Origin of the sequence: Anaplasma marginale str. Florida, from assembly GCF_000020305.1 — a bacterium.
Classification (GTDB): Bacteria; Pseudomonadota; Alphaproteobacteria; order Rickettsiales; family Anaplasmataceae; genus Anaplasma; species Anaplasma marginale.
The window spans coordinates 207,313-227,643 of sequence record NC_012026.1 but is presented as its reverse complement, the minus strand read 5'-3'; the positions used below and the strand labels follow the sequence as shown (position 1 = coordinate 227,643).

Genomic DNA, 20,331 nt, shown 5'->3' with positions numbered 1-20,331 from the left:
TTACGCGATGAGCTTGCTCCCATCTACCTCAGACACGCTTATGGCATCCAACACGCCCGTATTACTATCTTCGCCTGCATCACGGTGTATCTCCACACTCCCAACTTCCTTTATATCACCCATGGAGTCAGTACCAACAATGGGTAAGACCGCGCTTCTACCCGAATATGGCTACTTTGTCCGCATCCACAGTGCACTGTGCTGGTAATCTCCTTCTACGGCTAATGTCCATACCAATACTCGCGGCAGTATTTGCCCTGTCACCTATCGGTAGCGTAAGGTGCGCCCTGGACGCCTTTACTCGTTCATCAGACTCCGCACAACCCAAACTTCGGCAAGGAGTGTTGGCATCAGAAGTGCTTGCCACATTGGGCTGCTTTTGTGCCGGCTTAGTCTCATAACATTTCTTGCGATACTCAGTAACCTTATCGGCGTCTGTTGCACGGCCCGTGCGCTCACCGTGCTGTCCCGCAGTAACTCCGTAAGGACCTGCCTCACTCTCAATAGCTAAACCAGCGCTTGCTTCTTTCTGCGGAGTGCCAGGCGCAGCGGTTTTCTGCGCTTCATCGCGTGCTGCAACTCTCGCCACATCTGAAAATCTACCCCCATTATTTAACGGTGCACGTAGTATACCAAGGTCAGATACCGACAATTCACAACAATGCTTGCTCGCGGCACATAGCATATCATCCTGCGCGCATTGCACTATATCCATCGCGTTAGCAGCACTATCTTTAAGATCAGTTCGCTTGGACTCTATGCACGCATTTTCCTTGAGAAAATCCGACGGCGCAGACCCGCAGCTCGTGAGCTTCTGTTGCGCACTATAAAAGCGTACCACATCTGATTTGCCAGCGAAACTTTTTCCCTCAGCAGTGAGCACAGTATCCTTTCCAATTACCAGGCCTCTGCTGCTTTTTGGCACCCATTTGCTGGATGTGCAGCGAGATGCGAATTCCCCTAACACGAGCCCGCTCCCGGTAGAGCCCATCACCGGGCCATGCGTGACATTCCCGTCGCACAGCCAGAGCACCGCAGATGCCATACCAACTCCAACTAGGCTACCCTTGATACTTTCTGGTACCACGAGTCTGGAATTTCCGGTCAGTTTTATCGTGCTATTGAGTACCGTACCGGCTTCCAGCTCCACCCCTTCACCTATGATTTCACCGCTGCACTCTTCAAGAGTACCAGAACTTATTCTCCCTTTTTGCCTGACGTGCAAAACACATCTCTTCATCTCTTTTGTGAGCAAAAATACGTCGCGATGCGGAACATATCCGGCAAAAACCTCCGCATCCTCCACACATCCAAAGCGCGCGATACACATGTCAACTTCAACGCTTTTGTCTCGCCTCAGTGGAGTGTTGTATACAAACTTGCGAGCGCCTCCAGCAACCGGTATTTCCTGTATGCAACTGACTGTCTCCGCAAACCTAACCTGCTTGTTTGGAGACCCTTTGTCATGTTGCAGACGGAAACGCTCCCCCATATGGACGCTACCCTTCTTGAAATACGAGGCGTTGACGTTGCCGTATTCCCCTATCACCAAATTAACATCATGCATGCAGTGCACAGATACATCGCCTTGCTCTACGTAGACCATTCCTCGCCTTATCACGGGTGTATCAAGCCCGTGTGCACCTGGTGCTCTACGCGCACGTCCAGCATCGCGTGTGTTCCGGTCTTTTAGCATGAGGACTCTGCACAGGTGCACTTCACCATCGACACGAATGTTGCTACAGTCATCAAGCACCGCATTACAGGAGCTCATTTTGTGCGTCGTAAGGCTTGACGCCCCTCTAAGATCTATAGTACTGAGCGCTATTTCTGAGTTGGGTAGGGATATTTCTCCCCCTTCAAGCTTTATGCTACTTTCGCGCATGCGCCCGATCTCTGCGCTCGCATTTTGGCATATTTTGCTGCCACGTAGAAACATTTTGCAATTTCTCACGTCGTAGGCAGTGCCGGGCACTCCAGTACCCGTCAGCTCGATGGTATTTTCCTCTCCACACATCAGTAAGCCAGACAGTTGATTCACTGCAATTTCGATACTGCAACGTACCGCATGAACGTAAGGATGTGCACCTGACAAACCGCTACTGGCGCGGCGTTTCTGCACAGTATTGGCAGAAGACCGCCTGAAAAGCCCGGCAATCCAAGAAGAAAGGTTGCCAAATATCCCACGTGACCTTGCCGCACTGGTCTTGGCTCTGGGCCCCTGCCCCTTGAACCACATAGCCGAGTATCCACGCACTTTCAGATTGGTATCGTCGCAAAATATCTTCCCTACATTTATGCCCTGAATGAGGGCGTCAGATTTGTGCGCGGAATTTCCCGCTATGCGTATGATGCCAGCATTGCTCCCCATGACGTTCAGAGAAAACTTCCCATACGCCCGTGTACGGTTAGCGGTCTCCGATCGTGCTGTTTCGGCCGACGCTTCACCACTAGACGCAGCGCTGCTTGGCTCAACGACGTCTTCCTGCGGCACCATATAGATTTTCCCCAAGTTGCTTCCCCCAAGCGTGGCGTCACTCCCGCCTGCCTGCCCACGTACCCGAATGCAACCTCTATTATCACCCGTGACAATCACGTTGCCAAAGCCCGCTGCTTTTCCTCCACGAGAAATACTACGCACAAAAAGGCGCGGTAGGTTCGGCAGTAAACTGTGACTTTCAGCGGTGACGGTGCCGGAAATATCGCCTAGAACTAACAATTCCTTGCCCAAAATGGAAAGCTCCGTACCTTGGGGGACATTATAACAAACGCACACCTTGTCAAAACCGGCTACCTGTTCTTGGCTGTTGCCCCCGGCAATGACAAGCCTCCTGGTGGAAAAGCATATGAGCACTTCCTTACACAGCTGGTTCGCATCTTCGTGTCTCCCGCCAGAAAATCTTTTTAAGATTTCGGTGATGCTTTTCCCAGAATTGGTTTCGTCACCCGAGTGTGCCGAGCGCAACCCGTCGTAACGCAGTTTCGTGCAAGACTCCATAAGCGCAGAAACTGCTTCCTCACGCGTGTTACCGCCTGCACACTTTATGTGATATGCCTCGTGAAAAAACTTCAATACCCCACGTACTTCGCGCTTGCTCGCCAGAAACAAATTTATCTGATCAGGAACACGGGCAATATTTTCTGATACATCCAACCTGGCGTTTATCGCCTCATTTATTTTCGCACTAATCACGCCATGGCATTTTTTATAATCTTTCAACGCCCTATCAATCTTGGTAACACTGCTACTGAAATTTTCATCTTCAGTCAGGTGTTTTACAACTGCCCTGAAGCAGATCTCCTCAGTGCTCCCGTCTTCACACATTGCTCTCAAATCGCGTATGGCCAGCTCTATTGCACTCAACCCCTTAGTTTCCGTGACACCCATATTTACCTCTAAAGTTTTCACAATACCTGGCACAACCTGTCCCGGTATATAGGACGAATATTTATGTTATATCAGTATATATTCCAGAATACCATAAAAACTCTCATTTAAGGGAAGGCTTCTCCGCAACAGCGCATTTGGTATACAAAGCTCCATCTGTCGCGCATCACAATATGCATGCCGTCAATCAATGTGCATGCATAATATACCTAATTTAACATAATAAGCCCGGAGCGTAGCAATATTTGCATGGGAGATCAAGAAAAACATTCATCCTCCCACAAGTATTCATTGCCCTACCGCAGCGTACAATATGCATATCTGCATTTAACACCAAATGGCTTTCTCTATCGCGTTGCTACCACTCTTGGTGCACATATTCACCTCCCGGATACTTTATATATAATATTCGGATTTATCCTTTGCAGACCCATGGCATATTGTATTACATCCCAGTTGTGTTATATTGGGAGCGCCTTTGTCGTGAAGATTGCAGTCAGTACGGCGGGTCCTACGCCAGTTTACTATACTCACCGCATGGCGGGTTTTATGAATCGCATGCCCAGCTTTTTGATTGAAGACCAATTAAGGTCTGGCACAATCTCAGTCATCGTAGGAGTGGATGAGGTTGGGTATGGGGCGATAGCGGGCCCAGTGGTCGCGGCAGCGGTGTACTTGCCAGAGCGGGAATGCGACTACATAAAAGACATTAAAGATTCAAAAGCGCTGTCTTCCAAGAAGCGAGAAGAGTTATTTTGCAAGATCACAGCGCATGCAAGGTACGGCGTGGGGTTCGCGCGCGTCCGTGAAATAGAGCAACACAACATACTGGTGGCGTCGCACATATCCATGAAAAGGGCTTTACAAAACTTGGGCGTAAAAGCAGACCTCGTGTTGGTCGACGGTAGCAGGGCTCCAGCGGGCCTGCCCTGGGCAGTCAAGACCATCGTTAAGGGTGACAGCATAAGCACCTCAATAGCCGCAGCCTCAATAATCGCAAAGGTAACGCGAGACAGATTCATGAGAAGGCTGCATGAGCAGTATCCGGAATACGCCTGGAATCAAAACTGCGGGTACGGCACAAAAGCGCATATGCAATCGCTAAAGCTGTATGGCAAAACTGCCCAGCATAGAAGCACGTTTGCGCCGGTGAAGCAACTATCTTCTGAATGCGAAGGGGCGCCACCAGAGCAGTTAGAATTACTCTCCTCAACCGGCATCAAGACGCCGGTGGACGGCCGAGGAGATGCCGTAGCTACACGCGACTAGTAATCTACAACTCCCCCGCCATTCCCCAGATAGCCATCACCGCTGCGGCCCGGGGAGGCTGCCTCACCTTCCGCAATTAATTCGTCACCCAGGTCACCCATGATCTCTCGCAATTCGCTATTATAGTAAGTTGCATAGTCGCTTTGATCGAGCATTGCCAGCTTTTTCACTTTGTTCATAATGAACCCTGTACCCGCAGGTATTAGCCTACCAACGATTACATTCTCCTTCAATCCGTACAGAGGATCTTCCTTACCTGAAAAGGCGGCTTCGGTCAGGACCTTGGTGGTTTCCTGGAACGACGCCGCAGAAATGAAGGAGTTGGTATCAAGACTCGCTTTAGTAATACCCTGGAGAATCGGCACATATGCAACAGGCTTCTTCCCAGCCTCTTCCAGTTTGCGGTTGAGCCGCATAACCTCCTCGCGCCCAGCATGCTCACCCACCAGGTACATTGTGTCACCCGGATCAGTGATTTCCACCTTTTGCAGCATCTGCCTGAGGATAACCTCGATGTGCTTGTTGTCTATCCTAACACCTTGCAGCCTGTATACCTGTTGTATTTCAGAAATCATGTAGCTGGCCAGAGCCTCCGCCCCCAAAACTCTGAGTATGTCATGCTGGTCCGGATCCCCATCCATGAGCAGATCACCCTTGTGCACAAAGTCACCCTCGTTCACTATGGTGTGCTTACCCTTGGGCACCAAATATTCTACCGCAGGAAGGCTTTTGTCTACAGGCCGTATGAATATCCGGCGCTTGGAGCGATAGTAATCCTTGCCAAACTCAACGTAGCCGTCAACGTCGCTTACAATAGCGTGTTCCTTGGGACGGCGCGCCTCAAACAGCTCAATAACTCTGGGCAGCCCCCCGGTAATGTCTCTGGTCTTGATGGATTCTCTAGGAATCCTAGTTATGACGTCCCCCGCGTGCACTTTCTGCCCATCTTGGACGTTCAGCACCGCGCCTATAGGCACGAAGTAACTCGCCTCCAGATCATTGTATAAGGTAGCAATGTTGCCATCTTCATCCAACAGCACCAACCTCGGCCTCAAGTTCGCCCCCTGGAGATGCAACTTCCAGTCTATAACAACCCTGTTTGATATACCTGTAGACTCATCCAAAACTTCGTTGATGGACACACCGTAGATGAGGTCAACATACTTTATGGTTCCCGTCTTCTCGGTAATAATGGGTATAGTGTATGGGTCCCACTCGGCCATTTTGTCCATCATTTTGACCGGCTGCCCATCTGAAACATAGAGCTTCGCACCGTATGGTACGCTGTGCCGCATCTTTTCATTACCAACGCTGTCGAGAAGCACTACCTCACATGACCGACTCATCACTATCTGATTGCCGTACTTGTCGGTCACCACGTTGCTGTTCACCAATTTCACCTCGGCATCCAGCACAGCTATAAGGTTAGATACCTCCACCCCGCGCATTGCGGTACCACCAACGTGGAACGTACGCATGGTCAGCTGTGTACCAGGCTCACCCACAGACTGCGCAGCTATTACACCAACAGCCTCACCTATCGATACCAAATCCCCAACAGCAAGGTCTCTACCATAGCACAACGAGCAAATCCCTTTCTTGGATTCACATGTCAGCGGGGACCGCACTCTCACCGCATCTAACCCAGCAACTCTTATTTTCTCGACCTTCCCTTCGTCTATCAGCTCACCAGCACTTAATAGCAATTCCTCAGTCACAGGGTTGTAAGTGTCGACTGCAGCAACCCTACCTAGCACTACACTGTCAAGCGTCGCCACGACGGCACCACCCTCAATCACCGCCCTAGCGACAACGCCATCCTTGGTTTTACAGTCATACTCAACAACTGTACAGTCTTGCGCCACGTCCACAAGCCTACGGGTCAGGTATCCGGAGTTTGCGGTTTTCAATGCGGTGTCAGCCAGCCCCTTGCGCGCCCCGTGTGTAGAATTAAAATACTCAAACACGCTCAACCCCTCACGGAAGTTCGAGATGATAGGGGTTTCGATAATTTCGCCCGAGGGCTTGGCCATAAGCCCACGCATGCCGGCCAGCTGCTTCATCTGAGATGCGGAACCCCTGGCACCGGAATTCGCCATCATATAAATGGAATTCAGCTTCCCTTCCTCATCGGACAAAGAGATTGCTTTCATCATGTCCCGGGCAATCAAGTCTGTGCACTTAGACCACTCATCCACTACCTTGTTGTAGCGCTCACTCCTTGTAATCAACCCGTCTTGGTATTGGATAGAAAACTCCTTAATTTTCTCACTCGCATTTTCCACATGCGCCGCCTTGGTGTCTGGAATTATCATGTCTTTACAGCCAAAAGAGATACCAGACTGTGACGCATATTGAAAACCCAGACACATGAGCTTGTCGGAAAACTCCACCGTCTCCCTTTGCCCGCAACTCCTATACACCAAGTCAACTATAGATGTAATCTCCTTCACAGTAAGCACCTGGTTCACGAGATCGAACGTGAGATCCTTGTGCTGGGGAAAAATTTGCCAGAGAATCAGCCTGCCCGGGGTCGTCTCAACAACCTCGCTCACTATTGTGCCGTCGCTATTGCAGCGCTGCATCCTGTATTTTATCTTGGAAGACGTGTGTACTATCCCCTCATGCAGGGCGTACTCCACATGGCTCAATTCCCCAAAAGACATAACCTCCTGGTCGGGCGCTTGTGCTCTTTGCAGCGTGAGGTAATATATTCCCAGGACAATATCCTTGGACGGGACGATTATCGGCCTACCATTTGAAGGGCTAAGAATGTTGTTTGTGGACATCATCAACACCCTGGCTTCAAGCTGTGCTTCAAGTGACAGAGGGACGTGTACCGCCATTTGGTCCCCATCGAAGTCCGCATTAAATGCACTACACACGAGCGGATGCAGCTGTATGGCCTTACCTTCTATAAGTACGGGGTCAAACGCCTGGAGACCAAGCCTGTGCAGGGTAGGAGCCCTGTTTAGCAATATGGGATGCTCCCTTATTACTTCGTCCAAAACATCCCAAACCTCGGGCTTTTCGCTCTGGATCATCTTGTTTGCAAGCTTCACCGTCGGCGCCACTCCGTACATCTTAAGCTTGGAACAAATAAACGGCTTGAAGAGCTCCAGGGCCATCTTCTTGGGCAGGCCACACTGGTGCAACTTCAACCCAGGCCCAACGACGATTACAGACCTACCCGAATAGTCTACCCTTTTACCCAGCAAATTCTGCCTAAACCGCCCCTGCTTTCCCTTAAGCATGTCACTAAGAGACTTTTTGTAGCCCATGCTACCAGCCCTGCTTGAAACGTAGCTGCGCCTACTGCTATCAAAAAGCCCATCCACGGCCTCTTGCAGCATCCTCTTCTCATTGCGGATCATAATCGCGGGCGGGTTGAGCTTGAGCAGCTTCTCCAGCCTGTTATTACGGTTTATAATCGTCCTATAGTGGTGGTTCAGATCGGAAACTGCAGGCCTACCATTTTCCAAAGACACCAAAGGCCTCAGGTCCGGTGGCAGCACAGGGATTACAGTTAGTATCATCCACTCTGGTCTATTGCCGGAAGCGATGAAGTTTTCGATGATCCGCAATCTTTTGACCACCTTTTTTCTTTTCATTTCAGATGAGGTAGACTCCAGCTCGCTCCTAAGCCCAGCTCTGATGGCCCCAAGATCCAGCCTTACCAATAACTCCCGTATGGCCTCAGCCCCGGTTAAGGCGATAAAACCTTCATCTCCGTAGGCGTCGCGGGCTTGGTTGTATACGCTTTCACTTATAACCTCCCCCTTGGAGAATGGAGTGGTCATAGGATCGATAACCACGAAGTCCCCACTGTAGAGGATGCTTTCAATGGACTTCATGGGCATATCAAGCAATGCCCCGATACGTGAAGGCAAGGATTTCAAAAACCACACGTGTGCCACAGGGGAAACCAGCTCTATGTGCCCCATCCTCTCCCGTCTCACCTTGGAAGAAGTGACCTCAACCCCACACTTCTCGCATACTATGCCCCTATACCGCTTCTTCCTATACTTTCCACATAGACATTCATCGTCATTTACGGGACCAAAGATTTTCGGGCAAAAAAGGCCGCCTTTTTCAACCTTGAATGTGCGATAGTTAGTGGTAGAGATATCCTTGATCTCACCGTAGGACATCGCCCTAATGCTCTCGGGGCTAGCAATGGATATGCAAATCTTATCAAACGACTGCGCTATGCTGGTATAGCCGTACAAATCCAACATCTTCATAATATCAATCCCTACTCCACTTCGCCACTAGTAAACTCCTTGTCCTGCTTCAGTACAACATTGAGACACAGGGAGCGCAGCTCCTTGACCATAACGTTGAATGATTCCGGAATACCACACTCAAAGTTGCTATCACCCTTTATTATGGACTCATAAATCTTGACCCGACCTACAATATCATCGGATTTCACCGTAAGCATCTCCTGCAAGGTATACGCTGCACCATAAGCCTGCAGCGCCCAGCATTCCATCTCACCAAACCTCTGCCCTCCAAAATGGGATTTACCACCCAGAGGTTGCTGGGTCACCAAACCGTATGGGCCCACAGATCTAGCATGTATTTTGTCATCAACCAGGTGGTGCAACTTCAACATATATATGTACCCCACGGTTATTTTCCGATCAAATTTCTTACCCAAGCGCCCGTCGTAAAGATATACCTGCCCAGACGGATCAACCTCAGCTAGTTCCAACAACTTGGAAATTTGCGCGTCCTTCGGGCCCTCGAACACTGGGGCAGCCATAGGCACACCCTTCCGCAGCCTATTGGCAAACACTAGCAACGCCTCAGATGACATAGACGCTATGTCGCTCTTGAGCTTCTGCCCATCGTAGATCTTATCTAGAAAATCTCTAAGGTCAGCGATCATAGACGGCCCGCCCTTATCGAGTATCCTGCCTATCTTCTTGCCCAGATTCACAGCGGCCCAACCCAGATGGGTTTCCAGAATTTGTCCGATATTCATACGGGAGGGCACACCTAGAGAGTTGAGTATGATATCCACTGGGGTTCCGTCTTCCAAGTGAGGCATATCTTCCGCGGGAACGATTCTTGATATCACCCCCTTATTCCCGTGCCTACCGGCCATCTTATCCCCAGGCTGTAAATTGTGCTTAACCGCCACAAAAACCTTGACTATTGTCAACACGCCCTGAGGCAGATCGTAGCCGTAGTTCAGCTTATCTACTTTCTGCTCAAATTTGCGATGTGCCTCGCCAACGATGGAGTCAAACCTCTCCCTCATATCTTTGACTTTAGCAGCCACTTTTGCATCAGCAAGCCCAGTACTCCAGAGTGTATCGTCAGACGCCTCAGCAAAAAAACTATCGAGGTCGCTGTACCCCTTGACTTTCACCCCCGCATTGCGGAGCAGTTTCCTGAGTTCGTCATGGAAGTATTCGCTCACGACGTCGATCTCATAGTCCCGCTCCTTCACAAAGCTACTTATTTCGCTCTGCTTGATTAGCAGCGACCTATCGTTCTCCTCTACCCCCCGCCTTACAAACACATGAACGTCTATGACAGTTCCCTCAACGTCCGGCGGCAGATAGAGCGAAGAGTCAACACAGTCGAAGACCTTTTCACCAAATATGGTGACAAGCAGCTTAGTCTCAGGAGGAAGAGACACCGGGGGCCTAGGCGTAACCTTGCCCACCAGGATACTACTTGCAGATACCTCGGCACCTATGTTCACGATTCCAACATCGTCTAAGTGACTCAGACTTTCCTCATTTACATCAGGCACAGACCGCATTATCTTCTCGGGACCTAAGGGGGTATCCCTTACAACGCACTCGAACTCCTCTATGTGTATGGAGGTAAACACATCCCGTTTAACTACGTCGCTCGAAATTACTATGGAATCTTCAAAGTTGTAACCTTGCCAAGACATAAAGGCCACAAGTACATTCTTCCCAAGCGCCAACTCTCCCCTGTCAATCGCCGAACCATCCGCGATCACGTCATTGGCCTTCACATAATCTCCAAGTTTAACCACGGGTCGTTGGTTAATGCATGTATTGTGATTAGAGCGCTGAAACTTCCTGAGTCTATAAATATCAACACCCAAACACTCATCCTTGTTGGCATCAAAAGCGCGGATTACTATGTAGGACCCATCAACGCGGTGAACGATGCCGTCACGCTTCGCCAACACCACCGCACCGGACCCGGCAGCGACTACAAATTCCATCCCGGTTCCAACCAGTGGGGCCTCTGACTTCAATAAGGGTACGGCCTGGCGCTGCATGTTGGAGCCCATCAGGGCACGGTTTGCGTCATTGTTCTCCAAAAACGGTATGAGAGAGGCCGCTACAGACACTATCTGCTTTGGGGAAACGTCGACGTAGTCAACATCTTCGCTTTTCACCATCACAAAGTTGCCACCGTGCCTACAGTAGAGCATATCATCCACAAAACGATTGTTCTCATCTATGGCTGCCCCGGCATCAGCGATGTAATAGTCGCCCTCCTGCATCGCCAACAGGTACTCTACTTTATCCGTCACCACCCTATTTTCAACCTTGCGGTACGGGCTCTCGATAAACCCGTACTTGTTAATCTTGGCATATATGGCAAGGCTGCTTATAAGGCCAATATTCTGACCTTCAGGAGTTTCTATCGGACATATCCTCCCGTAGTGCGTGGGATGCACGTCACGAACCTCAAATCCCGCCCTTTCTCTGGTTAAGCCACCCGGCCCTAGAGCAGACAGCCTGCGTTTATGCGTAACTTCGGACAGGGGATTCGTCTGATCCATAAATTGAGACAGCTGCGATGAGCTGAAAAAGTCCTTAAGTACTGTAGCCAGCACCTTAGGATTGACGAAATCACAGGGCATCGCATTGTCAAAGTTCACCGAGGACATATAGTCCATAATCATGCGCTCCAACCGCAAAATCCCTATCCTGAATTGATTCTCAATGAATTCCCCAACAGACCTGACCCTTCTGTTTCCAAGGTGGTCTATGTCATCAACAACACCCTCGCCGTCACGCAGCAAGACCAGCTTTTTCACTACTTGCACTATGTCCTCTTTGGTGAGCACAGTCGTGTTCTCGTCAACATCCAGGCCTAGATGGCTGTTCAGCTTTATTCTACCAACAACTGACAGATCGTACCTTTCTGACTCGAAGAACAGCCCCTTGAAAAAGGACTTCACTGCATCAAGGTTAGGGGACTCACCAGAACGAAGCACTCTGTAAATCTCGAACAGCGCATCTTCCTGCGTCATATTCTTGTCCAGGAACAGTGTGTTCAACACGTACGGACCAACTGTGAGGAAGTCGATATTCAAAAACGCAATCTCGCTGATATCAAACAGCTCTAGCTTCACTATATGCTCAGACGTTATGGTCTCACCCGCAGACACGATGACCGCACCACTACTCGGATCTACAAGATCGGCTGCAACGAACATCCCGGTAATGCCAGAGAACGGCACCATGTATTCCCTAAGCCCATCAGCGTACAGCTTTTTTGCAATTCTCAAGGTAATTCTGGTATTGGCCTTCACAAGCACGCTGCCGTCGACATCCATGAGATCATAGGAAAGGCGCACACCTTTGAATCGGTCAACAATGAAGGGCACCCTCCACCCCTTGTCGCACCTCGTGTAAATCACCTTGTCGTAAAACGCGTCAAGGATGTCGTTATTTGACATCCCCAAGGCTTTTAGCAAGTAAGATACGGGGAGCTTTCTCTTCTTGTCTATGCGGAAATAAATTATGTCTTTGATGTCAAATTCAAAATCGAGCCAGGAGCCCCTGTATGGTATAACGCGCGCGGAGTAAATGAGCTTACCCGAGCTATAAGTCTTACCCTTATCGCTGTCGAAAAAGACCCCGGGAGAACGGTGCATCTGGGAAACTATTACCCGCTCTATTCCGTTGATTATGAAAGTTCCATATGAAGTCATCATCGGCAAATCACCAATGGAAACTTCCTGCTCTTTCATATATTTCACGCTACGTTCTGAGGTATCCTCATCAACCACGTACTTGACTTCCTTGAAGGACACCTCCTGCACTTTCCATACAACAAAGCGCAGGGTAATTCGTATGGGAACGGAAAAAGTAATTCCGCGCTTAATGCACTCGTATTCATCATACTGCGGCTCGCCTATGTTGTAGCCCACAAACTCGAGCACTGCTCTACCCAGAAGATCGCGTATGGGAAACATGGCCTCGAAAATGCTCTGTATGCCGCTGCTCCCATCCCTATCTATACCTATAAACGCGTCATAAGAATCCCTTTGTATCCTTATGAGATCCGTCAAAGAATCGCGAATGTCTATGGATTTCGCGTAAGAGAGCCTAGGAACAGCGTCGAAATCATTCAGCACATACCCGGGACCAGAAGAACCACCCGCAGAAGACATTAATTCCCTCAAAAAACCACCAACAAAAACCCAAGACTACTTTATGCTTACTGTCGCTCCAGCATCTTCAAGCTTCTTCTTTACCTCTTCAGCTTCGGCTTTCTTGTACTTCTTGCCCTCAACCAGCTCTCTTGAACCTTCTTGTTCGACAAAGTCCTTAGCTTCCTTCAGGCCCAAAGTGGTGCACTCTCTCACAGCTTTTATAACAGAAATTTTCTTATCCGGCGCATACCCGTCAAACATCACGACGAACTCTGTCTGCTCAGCCCCACCGGAATCTTCTGCACCTTGAGCTGCACTACCAGCAGCAGGCATGGCAGTAAGCAACCCGCCCTTGGGAAACCCAAGCTTGTCTTCTAGCTTCTCCACCAAAGCAGCAGCGCTACACAAGTCAAGACCGCAAATCTGCTCGGCCAAGGAATCTAAATCAACATTACTCATAACAAAACCCCTACAAAACTACACCCCAAACAGCCTATAGAAGGGGAAGCGTTCTCCCCACCCAACGGAGCTGGTATGACACGCACCTAACGACGTGACAAAGCCAAGTACCACGACATAACCCTCATGACGCCATGCCCCCACCAACGGCTCTGAGGCAATTAGCCAACCTGACGGGAACCCCGTAGCCTATAAGACCCATTATCCTCGCCTGCAACTCCTGTAATGATGGTAGGCTAGCAAAAAACACCACCCTATCGGCAGGCAGCACCTGTCCGCCATCATATGCGCACACGAAAGTGACCTTGCCGGCTGCTGCCTTGACAAACTTGTTCACAATTTTAGACAAAGCCACTATGTCCTCGGAGTAGGCTATAAACACGGCCTCACGAAATTTGTCCTCTAACCCATCTGCTCTTCCAACCCGCGTCAATGCGATCCGGGCGATACTATTCTTCACAACAGTAATCCCGCATCCCCCGGCCTTAAGCTCCTTCCTAAGAGTGGCAAAATCTCCAGCAGTCATGGAGCGGAAATTTGCGAGCACAAGGCTCCCAAACTGCGTAAATACACCCTCTATTTTACCCAGATGCTTTTCCTTATTGACGCGCTTCACCCTAAACCTCAACCTAACTCACATACGAAACCGGCCTACCCGATACCAGCTATTCTGAAAGATCTGCCCATAGTGGAATTCACAAACACACCCCTAACGTAAGACCCCTTAATCGTGGTCGGCCTCAAACCCTGCACAGCAGCAACCACGGCATTAAAGTTTTCAAGCAAATCCTCAGGAGTAAAGCCTATATCCCCAATCTTCACGTGAACAATGCCGTACCGATCAGACTTGAACTTCACCTGACCAGATTTTATGATGCCAACCATCTTCGCGAGTTCAAGTGTTACAGTACCAAACTTGGGATTAGGCATCAAGCCCCTCGGACCAAGAATCTTCGCAATTGCAGAAATCTGCGGCATGAAATCGGGGGTGGCAATACACCAATCAACATCCAACCGGCGCCCTTTCTTTATCTCTTCAATAAGCTCTTCATCCCCCACAACATCTGCTCCTGCACTTGAGGCTTGTTTGGCATGCTCACCCTTAGCAAAAACCGCTACTCGAACTTCTCGACCCAGGCCCTTCGGCAGAACCACCGCTCCGCGGATTGACTCACCAGATTTAGAATCAGCAACACTCAACTTGATGGCAACATCGACAGACTCCCGAAACTTTGCTTTAGCTGATTGCAAAAGCTCGCGAATCCCCTCCTCGGCACTGTAGGAACAACTACCATCACCAGACATAGATAAAACCCTCCAAAATCATTCCTCAACAGTCATGCCCATAGACTTCGCGGTTCCAACCACCATCTTAACGGCACATTCCACGCTATCCGCGTTCATATCAGCCATCTTCCGCTCAGCGATTTTAACAACCTCAGACATCTTTATGCTCGTACAACTTTCCTTGCCGGGGCTGGAGGACCCCTTGGTAACCCCAGCAGCCTTCTTCAACAAAAATGACACGGGTGAATCGCTCACAGAAAAACTGTAGCTATTATCGGCATAGACGCTTATCCTGGCAGTAACTAGGTCCCCCGTCTCGTAAGGGACGCCCTGCGCACTCGTGGCATCATTAAACTCCTTGCAAAACTTTGGCATAGGAATACCGCGCGGACCAAGCACAGAAGCGACCTTGGGGCCTGGCATGGCCTTCCCTGCCTCAATTACTAAATTTATCCGTGAAAGCAACGCAGCGCTACTCATAAACTACCCCTCCACCTTTTGTATGCTGCTCAATTTGAACTCAATCTTGGTGAGCCTACCAAATATCATCACGCTTACCCCTGCAACCTTTTTGTCCTCATTGACGTACTCCACTCTGCCGTTGAAGTCCTGGAACAGCCCATCATTTATTACCACCTCATCACCCACTTCAAAACTGCAGACCTCAGAAGCGGCTTCGCTGGAAACAGCCCTACACATGCTGCTGCGCATTGTCTCCATCTCGGATGCCGGTATAACCTTGGGCAGCCCGGCATCATCTAGGAGAAAATTAGACACCTTGGGAACCCTGCGCACAAAATTTATGGCATCATCGCTAAGCCTCATGTACAAAAACACGTACCCTGGGGACAGCTTCCTGCGCATCGCAACCTTTTTGTTGTACTTGACCTTGGTAACTTCCTCATACGGGATAAAAACCTCGCTAAAAACGCCAGACATACCCAGCTGTTGAGACCGCTCAAGAATCATCTGGGCAACCTTCTCCTCGCTACCAGAAGATACCTGAACTATGTACCACTCGTGCCCACTATCATCATGCTGCATAAACAACCCCTAGCGCTATTTTAACAAGCCTCAAGAATACAAAATCCACGCAACTAAACAGAATGGACGAAACAACCACAGTCAGCAAAACTATGAGCAGGAACACAGACACCTCCTTTCTGGAAGCCCAGGAGACCTGCAGCGCTTCCTGCTTTACATCACACAAAAACCTAGCAAAGCTTCCTATCATGGCCAAAAACACTCATCAATCTATGGCAGGAGCGACAGGAATCGAACCCATATCCTCAGTTTTGGAGACTGATGCTCTACCGTTGAGCTACGCTCCCAGCTATACATCGCACTACTCCAAAATCTCAGTTATGATACCGGAGCCTACGGTTCTGCCACCCTCTCTCACCGCAAACCTCAACCCCTTATCAAGAGCAACTGGTTTATCAAGAGCAACTTCGATACTGAGGTTATCACCAGGCATAACCATCTCAACTCCACTAGGCAGCTTTATGCTTCCAGTAACATCTGTGGTACGGACATAGAACTGAGGCTGGTAGTTCGAGAAGAACGGAGTGTGCCTTCCACCTTCCTCCTTCTTCAAGATATATACCTCTGCCTTGAACGCCTTGTATGAACGTATCTGACCCGGTGCACTCAACACTTGGCCACGCTCCACATCTTCCTTCTTGATACCCCTAAGTAGTATGCCGGCGTTGTCCCCAGCTTCACCTGTCTCAAGGGCCTTGTGGAACATCTCAACTCCAGTGCACACTGTGCTCTGTAAGTCCCTAAGACCTACAATATCTACCTTGTCCCCTACCTTTATCACTCCTCTCTCAATCCTACCCGTAACCACTGTGCCACGACCAGGAATCGAGAATACATCTTCAACCGACATCAAAAATGGCTTGTCTTTCTCTCTAACCGGAAGCTCTATCTTCTCTAGCGCCCCCACCAGCTCCATAATCTTCTCACTCCACGGACCGTCAGAGCTTTCCTCCAACGCCTTGACCGCAGATCCTCTCACTACGTCAACCCCATCACCGTCATACCCATAGTTGCTCAGAAGCTCCCTAACTTCCATCTCAACTATCGACAACATCTCCTCATCTTCTACCACGTCACATTTGTTTATCCATGTGACTATGTCTTTCACGCCTACCTGCTTGGCTAGTAGTATGTGCTCACGAGTTTGTGGCATTGCTCCATCAGTTGCAGAGACTACCAGTATCGCCACATCCATCTGCGCGGCACCGGTTATCATGTTCTTTATGTAATCCGCGTGCCCCGGACAGTCTACGTGCGCATAGTGCCTGCCTTCTGTCTCATACTCTACGTGCGCTGTGGAAATGGTGATACCACGTGCCCTTTCCTCAGGCGCTTTGTCTATCTCATCGTACTTTACTACCTTGTTCGCTCCGCTAAGCCTTCTTGTCAATACCGTAGTAAGTGCAGCCGTTAACGTGGTCTTCCCGTGGTCAACATGCCCTATCGTACCTACGTTTATGTGCGGCTTTCTCCCTTCTGTCATAAAATTACCACCTACTTCTTCATTACATTATCTACAGCATTTTCCGGCACCCTCTCATAGCGAGCAAAGTACATACTGTACTGAGCCCTACCTTGAGACATAGAGCGCAAATCCTTCACATACCCGAACATCTTGCCAAGCGGGATGAAGGCTGTAATAAGCTTGGCGTTGTGACGATCTTGCATCTCTGCAACCCTACCGCGCCTACTATTAACATCACCTATGACATCCCCCATGTACTCATCAGGAGTGATGATTTCCACACGCATTATGGGCTCCAGCAGAACCGGACCCGCCTTGTTAGCCATTTCCCTGAACGCACCCTTCGCGGCTAATTCAAAGGCCAGCGGGCTCGAGTCAACCTCGTGGAACGCTCCATCAAACAGGGTAGCCTTGAAATCAATCACGGGAAAGCCTGCTATCATACCCGTCTCTTTTACAAGCTCCAAACCGCTTTGGACCCCGGGTATGTACTCCTTGGGAATAGCCCCACACGTAATTTTATTTTCAAACTCGAACCCAGAACCAGGCGGCAGCGGCTCAAACAATATGTTCACTTTGGCAAACTGGCCGGCGCCGCCTGTCTGCTTCTTATGCACATATTCAATTTCGGCAGACTTGGTTATTGTCTCGCGATACGCTACCTGGGGAGCACCTACCGACGCCTCAACGCCAAACTCCCTCTTCATCCTATCTACTATGATTTCCAAGTGGAGCTCACCCATACCTTTAAGTATGGTCTGCCCGCTCTCAGAATTGACACAAACCTTCAATGACGGATCCTCAGCAACAAGTCTGCTAAGCGCTGTACCCATCTTCTCCTGGTCTGCAGTCGATACCGGCTCTACGGCAATTTCCATAACGGACTCGGGAAAGTCCATTTTTTCGAGCACTACAGGAAAATTCTGATCACACAGGGTGTCACCGGTAGTGGTCTTTTTCAACCCCGCCAAAGCTGCTATGTCCCCGGCCTGAATCTCAGAAATGTCTTCCCTGTTGTTCGCGTGCATGCGCAGAATCCTACCTACAGACTCCGTGGCCCCCTTGGCGGAATTCAGCACCACAGACTTACCAGTGAGCTTACCGGAGTACACACGAATGAACGTCAAACTACCAACAAATCTATCCACCATTACCTTGAAGGCGAGCGCAACAAACTTGTCATCCACAGAAGATTTTATGGTGACCGCCTTTTGCGGATCGCTAGCACTCGCACCCTCTATGGTGGGAACGTCGCTGGGAGATGGTAAAAAATCAACCACAGCGTCCAGCAGCGGCTGAACACCCTTATTCTTGAACGCAGAACCGCACAACACGGGAACAAACTTTGCGCCGATCACGCCGCTTCTTATGCAACTCTTCAACAACGGAACAGAAATCTCGCCACCGTCGAGATATAGATTCATGGCTTCGTCGTTCATCTCAACTGCTGACTCAATTAGTCTCGCCCTATAATCCTGCGCCTTCTCCATTAAGTCACTGGGAATCTCCCCGTAGTTGAACTTGGCACCTAATGAGTCTTCCTCCCATGTTATGGACCTCATCTCAACCAGGTCCACCACCCCTACGAAACTTTTATCCACACCAATAGGCAGCTGAAGCACGAGCGGCACGGCCCCGAGCCTGTCCTTGATCATGTCAACACAGGCATAAAAGTCGGCCCCAATCCTGTCCATCTTGTTCACAAAGCATATCCTGGGAACGTCGTACTTATCAGCCTGACGCCACACAGTCTCCGACTGCGGCTCAACCCCAGCAACACCGTCAAAAACGGCCACGGCCCCGTCAAGAACCCGGAGGGATCTTTCCACCTCGATAGTAAAATCCACGTGGCCAGGAGTGTCGATAATGTTAATCCTGCAATCATTCCAAAAGCAGGTGGTAGCAGCAGAGGTTATGGTGATACCCCGCTCCCGCTCCTGCTCCATCCAGTCCATAGATGCAGCGCCCTCGTGCACCTCACCTATTCTGTTCTGCTTTCCAGTATAGAAAAGTATACGCTCCGTGGTGGTAGTTTTTCCGGCGTCTATGTGCGCCATTATCCCTATATTTCTACACCGAGACAGATCGCCCTTACTACTCACCCTCCATGCCCCTTTCTAAAAACACAAAATTCACTAAAACCTGAAATGAGAAAATGCCTTGTTGGCTTCCGCCATTCTGAATTTCTCTTCTTTCATCTTGCACGCACTACCACGCTTGTTGTAGGCCTCAAGAAGCTCATTACACAAACAACTCATGTAAGTCTTGTTTGTACGCTTCCTGTTTGTACGCGCAGCCTTCACTATCCACCTGAGAGCGAGCGAAGTTGACCTATCTTCCCTAACTTCTACAGGGATTTGATAAGTAACACCACCAACTCTTCTAGAGCGAACTTCCATTCGGGGCATGACGTTGGAGACAGCGGTGTTGAATATCGACACCCCAGTCTCACCGGTCGATTTAGATTCAGCCATCTTCAGGGCCCCAGATACTATCCTCTCAGCCAGCGCTTTTTTTCCTCTGCTCATCACAACATTTATAAAGCGCGCAAGCAGGACACCGCCCGGACCCCCATCAGAGACTACCGGCCTCCTAGAAACTCTTCGACGACGAGACATAAACCACCAAACAAAAACTAGACACCGCGCTTCACCCCATACTTGGAGCGAGCCTTCTTCCTCCCCTGCACACCCTTAGCATCAAGGGCACCACGTACTATGTGGTAACGCACACCCGGCAGATCTTTAACACGCCCACCTCTGATGAGAACAACCGAGTGCTCCTGAAGGTTATGCCCCTCACCAGGTATGTACGCTATAACTTCACTACCGTACCCGGCAATCCGCACCCTGGCAACCTTACGAAGGGCGGAGTTGGGCTTTTTAGGAGTGGTAGTGTAAACCTTGACGCACACAGCCCTTTTCTGGGGATTGTGTTGGAGCGCAGGAGCTTTGTTCGCCGACTCACGAGGCCTCCTAGGGCGACGCACCAGCTGATTAATAGTGGGCATGCAAAAGAACCTAAAACCACTTG

The 20,331-nt window shown here is 49.8% G+C and carries 15 protein-coding genes and 1 tRNA gene; 1 reads left to right on the top strand and 15 read right to left on the bottom strand.

The annotated features are described in order from the left end of the window. Together AMF_RS10630 and AMF_RS06040 are read right to left on the bottom strand one after the other, a co-directional pair. Nucleotides 1–123, bottom strand: coding sequence for a hypothetical protein (locus tag AMF_RS10630; protein ID WP_276324273.1), 123 nt, complete (start codon nt 121–123; stop codon nt 1–3). A 34-nt stretch (nt 124–157) separates the two neighbouring features. After that, nucleotides 158–3,421 carry a hypothetical protein gene (locus AMF_RS06040; RefSeq protein WP_012658855.1) on the bottom strand — a complete coding sequence of 1,088 codons (3,264 nt, stop codon included), beginning with the start codon at nt 3,419–3,421 and terminating at the stop codon, nt 158–160. 516 nt (nt 3,422–3,937) lie between these two features. Here AMF_RS06040 and AMF_RS06035 point away from each other — a divergent pair. Further along, nucleotides 3,938–4,657: a ribonuclease HII gene (locus AMF_RS06035; protein ID WP_010269559.1), complete on the top strand. Its 720-nt coding sequence runs from the start codon at nt 3,938–3,940 to the stop codon at nt 4,655–4,657. On the opposite strand, the gene rpoC is transcribed toward AMF_RS06035, so the two are convergent. From rpoC to rpsL, 13 genes are all read right to left on the bottom strand, one after another. Next, the gene (rpoC, locus tag AMF_RS06030) at nt 4,654–8,901 is read right to left on the bottom strand and encodes a DNA-directed RNA polymerase subunit beta' (protein ID WP_010263106.1); all 4,248 of its coding nucleotides are present in this window, start codon (nt 8,899–8,901) and stop codon (nt 4,654–4,656) included. The genes AMF_RS06035 and rpoC overlap by 4 nt on opposite strands. An 11-nt stretch (nt 8,902–8,912) precedes the next feature. Continuing rightward, a complete protein-coding gene (gene rpoB / locus AMF_RS06025; protein WP_010267184.1) occupies nt 8,913–13,061 on the bottom strand; it encodes a DNA-directed RNA polymerase subunit beta in 4,149 nt (1,382 codons plus the stop codon). A gap of 36 nt (nt 13,062–13,097) precedes the next feature. Then, nucleotides 13,098–13,502: a 50S ribosomal protein L7/L12 gene (rplL, locus tag AMF_RS06020; RefSeq protein ID WP_010263100.1), complete on the bottom strand. Its 405-nt coding sequence runs from the start codon at nt 13,500–13,502 to the stop codon at nt 13,098–13,100. A gap of 124 nt (nt 13,503–13,626) precedes the next feature. After that, nucleotides 13,627–14,118, bottom strand: coding sequence for a 50S ribosomal protein L10 (gene rplJ, locus AMF_RS06015; RefSeq protein WP_010263097.1), 492 nt, complete (start codon nt 14,116–14,118; stop codon nt 13,627–13,629). Nucleotides 14,119–14,153: 35 nt separating this feature from the next. After that, the gene (gene rplA / locus AMF_RS06010) at nt 14,154–14,807 is read right to left on the bottom strand and encodes a 50S ribosomal protein L1 (RefSeq protein WP_010263096.1); all 654 of its coding nucleotides are present in this window, start codon (nt 14,805–14,807) and stop codon (nt 14,154–14,156) included. Nucleotides 14,808–14,825: 18 nt separating this feature from the next. After that, nucleotides 14,826–15,269, bottom strand: coding sequence for a 50S ribosomal protein L11 (gene rplK / locus AMF_RS06005; RefSeq protein WP_010263093.1), 444 nt, complete (start codon nt 15,267–15,269; stop codon nt 14,826–14,828). 3 nt (nt 15,270–15,272) lie between these two features. Next, nucleotides 15,273–15,833 carry a transcription termination/antitermination protein NusG gene (gene nusG, locus AMF_RS06000; RefSeq protein ID WP_010263091.1) on the bottom strand — a complete coding sequence of 187 codons (561 nt, stop codon included), beginning with the start codon at nt 15,831–15,833 and terminating at the stop codon, nt 15,273–15,275. After that, a complete protein-coding gene (secE, locus tag AMF_RS05995; protein WP_010263087.1) occupies nt 15,823–16,023 on the bottom strand; it encodes a preprotein translocase subunit SecE in 201 nt (66 codons plus the stop codon). The genes nusG and secE overlap by 11 nt, the downstream gene beginning before the upstream one ends. A gap of 23 nt (nt 16,024–16,046) precedes the next feature. Continuing rightward, nucleotides 16,047–16,120: transfer RNA gene (locus AMF_RS05990), tRNA-Trp, on the bottom strand. A 14-nt stretch (nt 16,121–16,134) separates the two neighbouring features. Further along, the gene (tuf, locus tag AMF_RS05985; protein WP_011114180.1) at nt 16,135–17,316 is read right to left on the bottom strand and encodes an elongation factor Tu; all 1,182 of its coding nucleotides are present in this window, start codon (nt 17,314–17,316) and stop codon (nt 16,135–16,137) included. Nucleotides 17,317–17,327: 11 nt separating this feature from the next. Further along, nucleotides 17,328–19,400, bottom strand: a complete 2,073-nt coding sequence (gene fusA / locus AMF_RS05980) for an elongation factor G (RefSeq protein ID WP_012658851.1) — start codon at nt 19,398–19,400, stop codon at nt 17,328–17,330. Nucleotides 19,401–19,433: 33 nt separating this feature from the next. Continuing rightward, nucleotides 19,434–19,916 carry a 30S ribosomal protein S7 gene (gene rpsG, locus AMF_RS05975; protein ID WP_010267168.1) on the bottom strand — a complete coding sequence of 161 codons (483 nt, stop codon included), beginning with the start codon at nt 19,914–19,916 and terminating at the stop codon, nt 19,434–19,436. A gap of 17 nt (nt 19,917–19,933) precedes the next feature. Next, nucleotides 19,934–20,308 carry a 30S ribosomal protein S12 gene (gene rpsL / locus AMF_RS05970; protein WP_010263054.1) on the bottom strand — a complete coding sequence of 125 codons (375 nt, stop codon included), beginning with the start codon at nt 20,306–20,308 and terminating at the stop codon, nt 19,934–19,936. Nucleotides 20,309–20,331 lie beyond the last annotated feature (23 nt).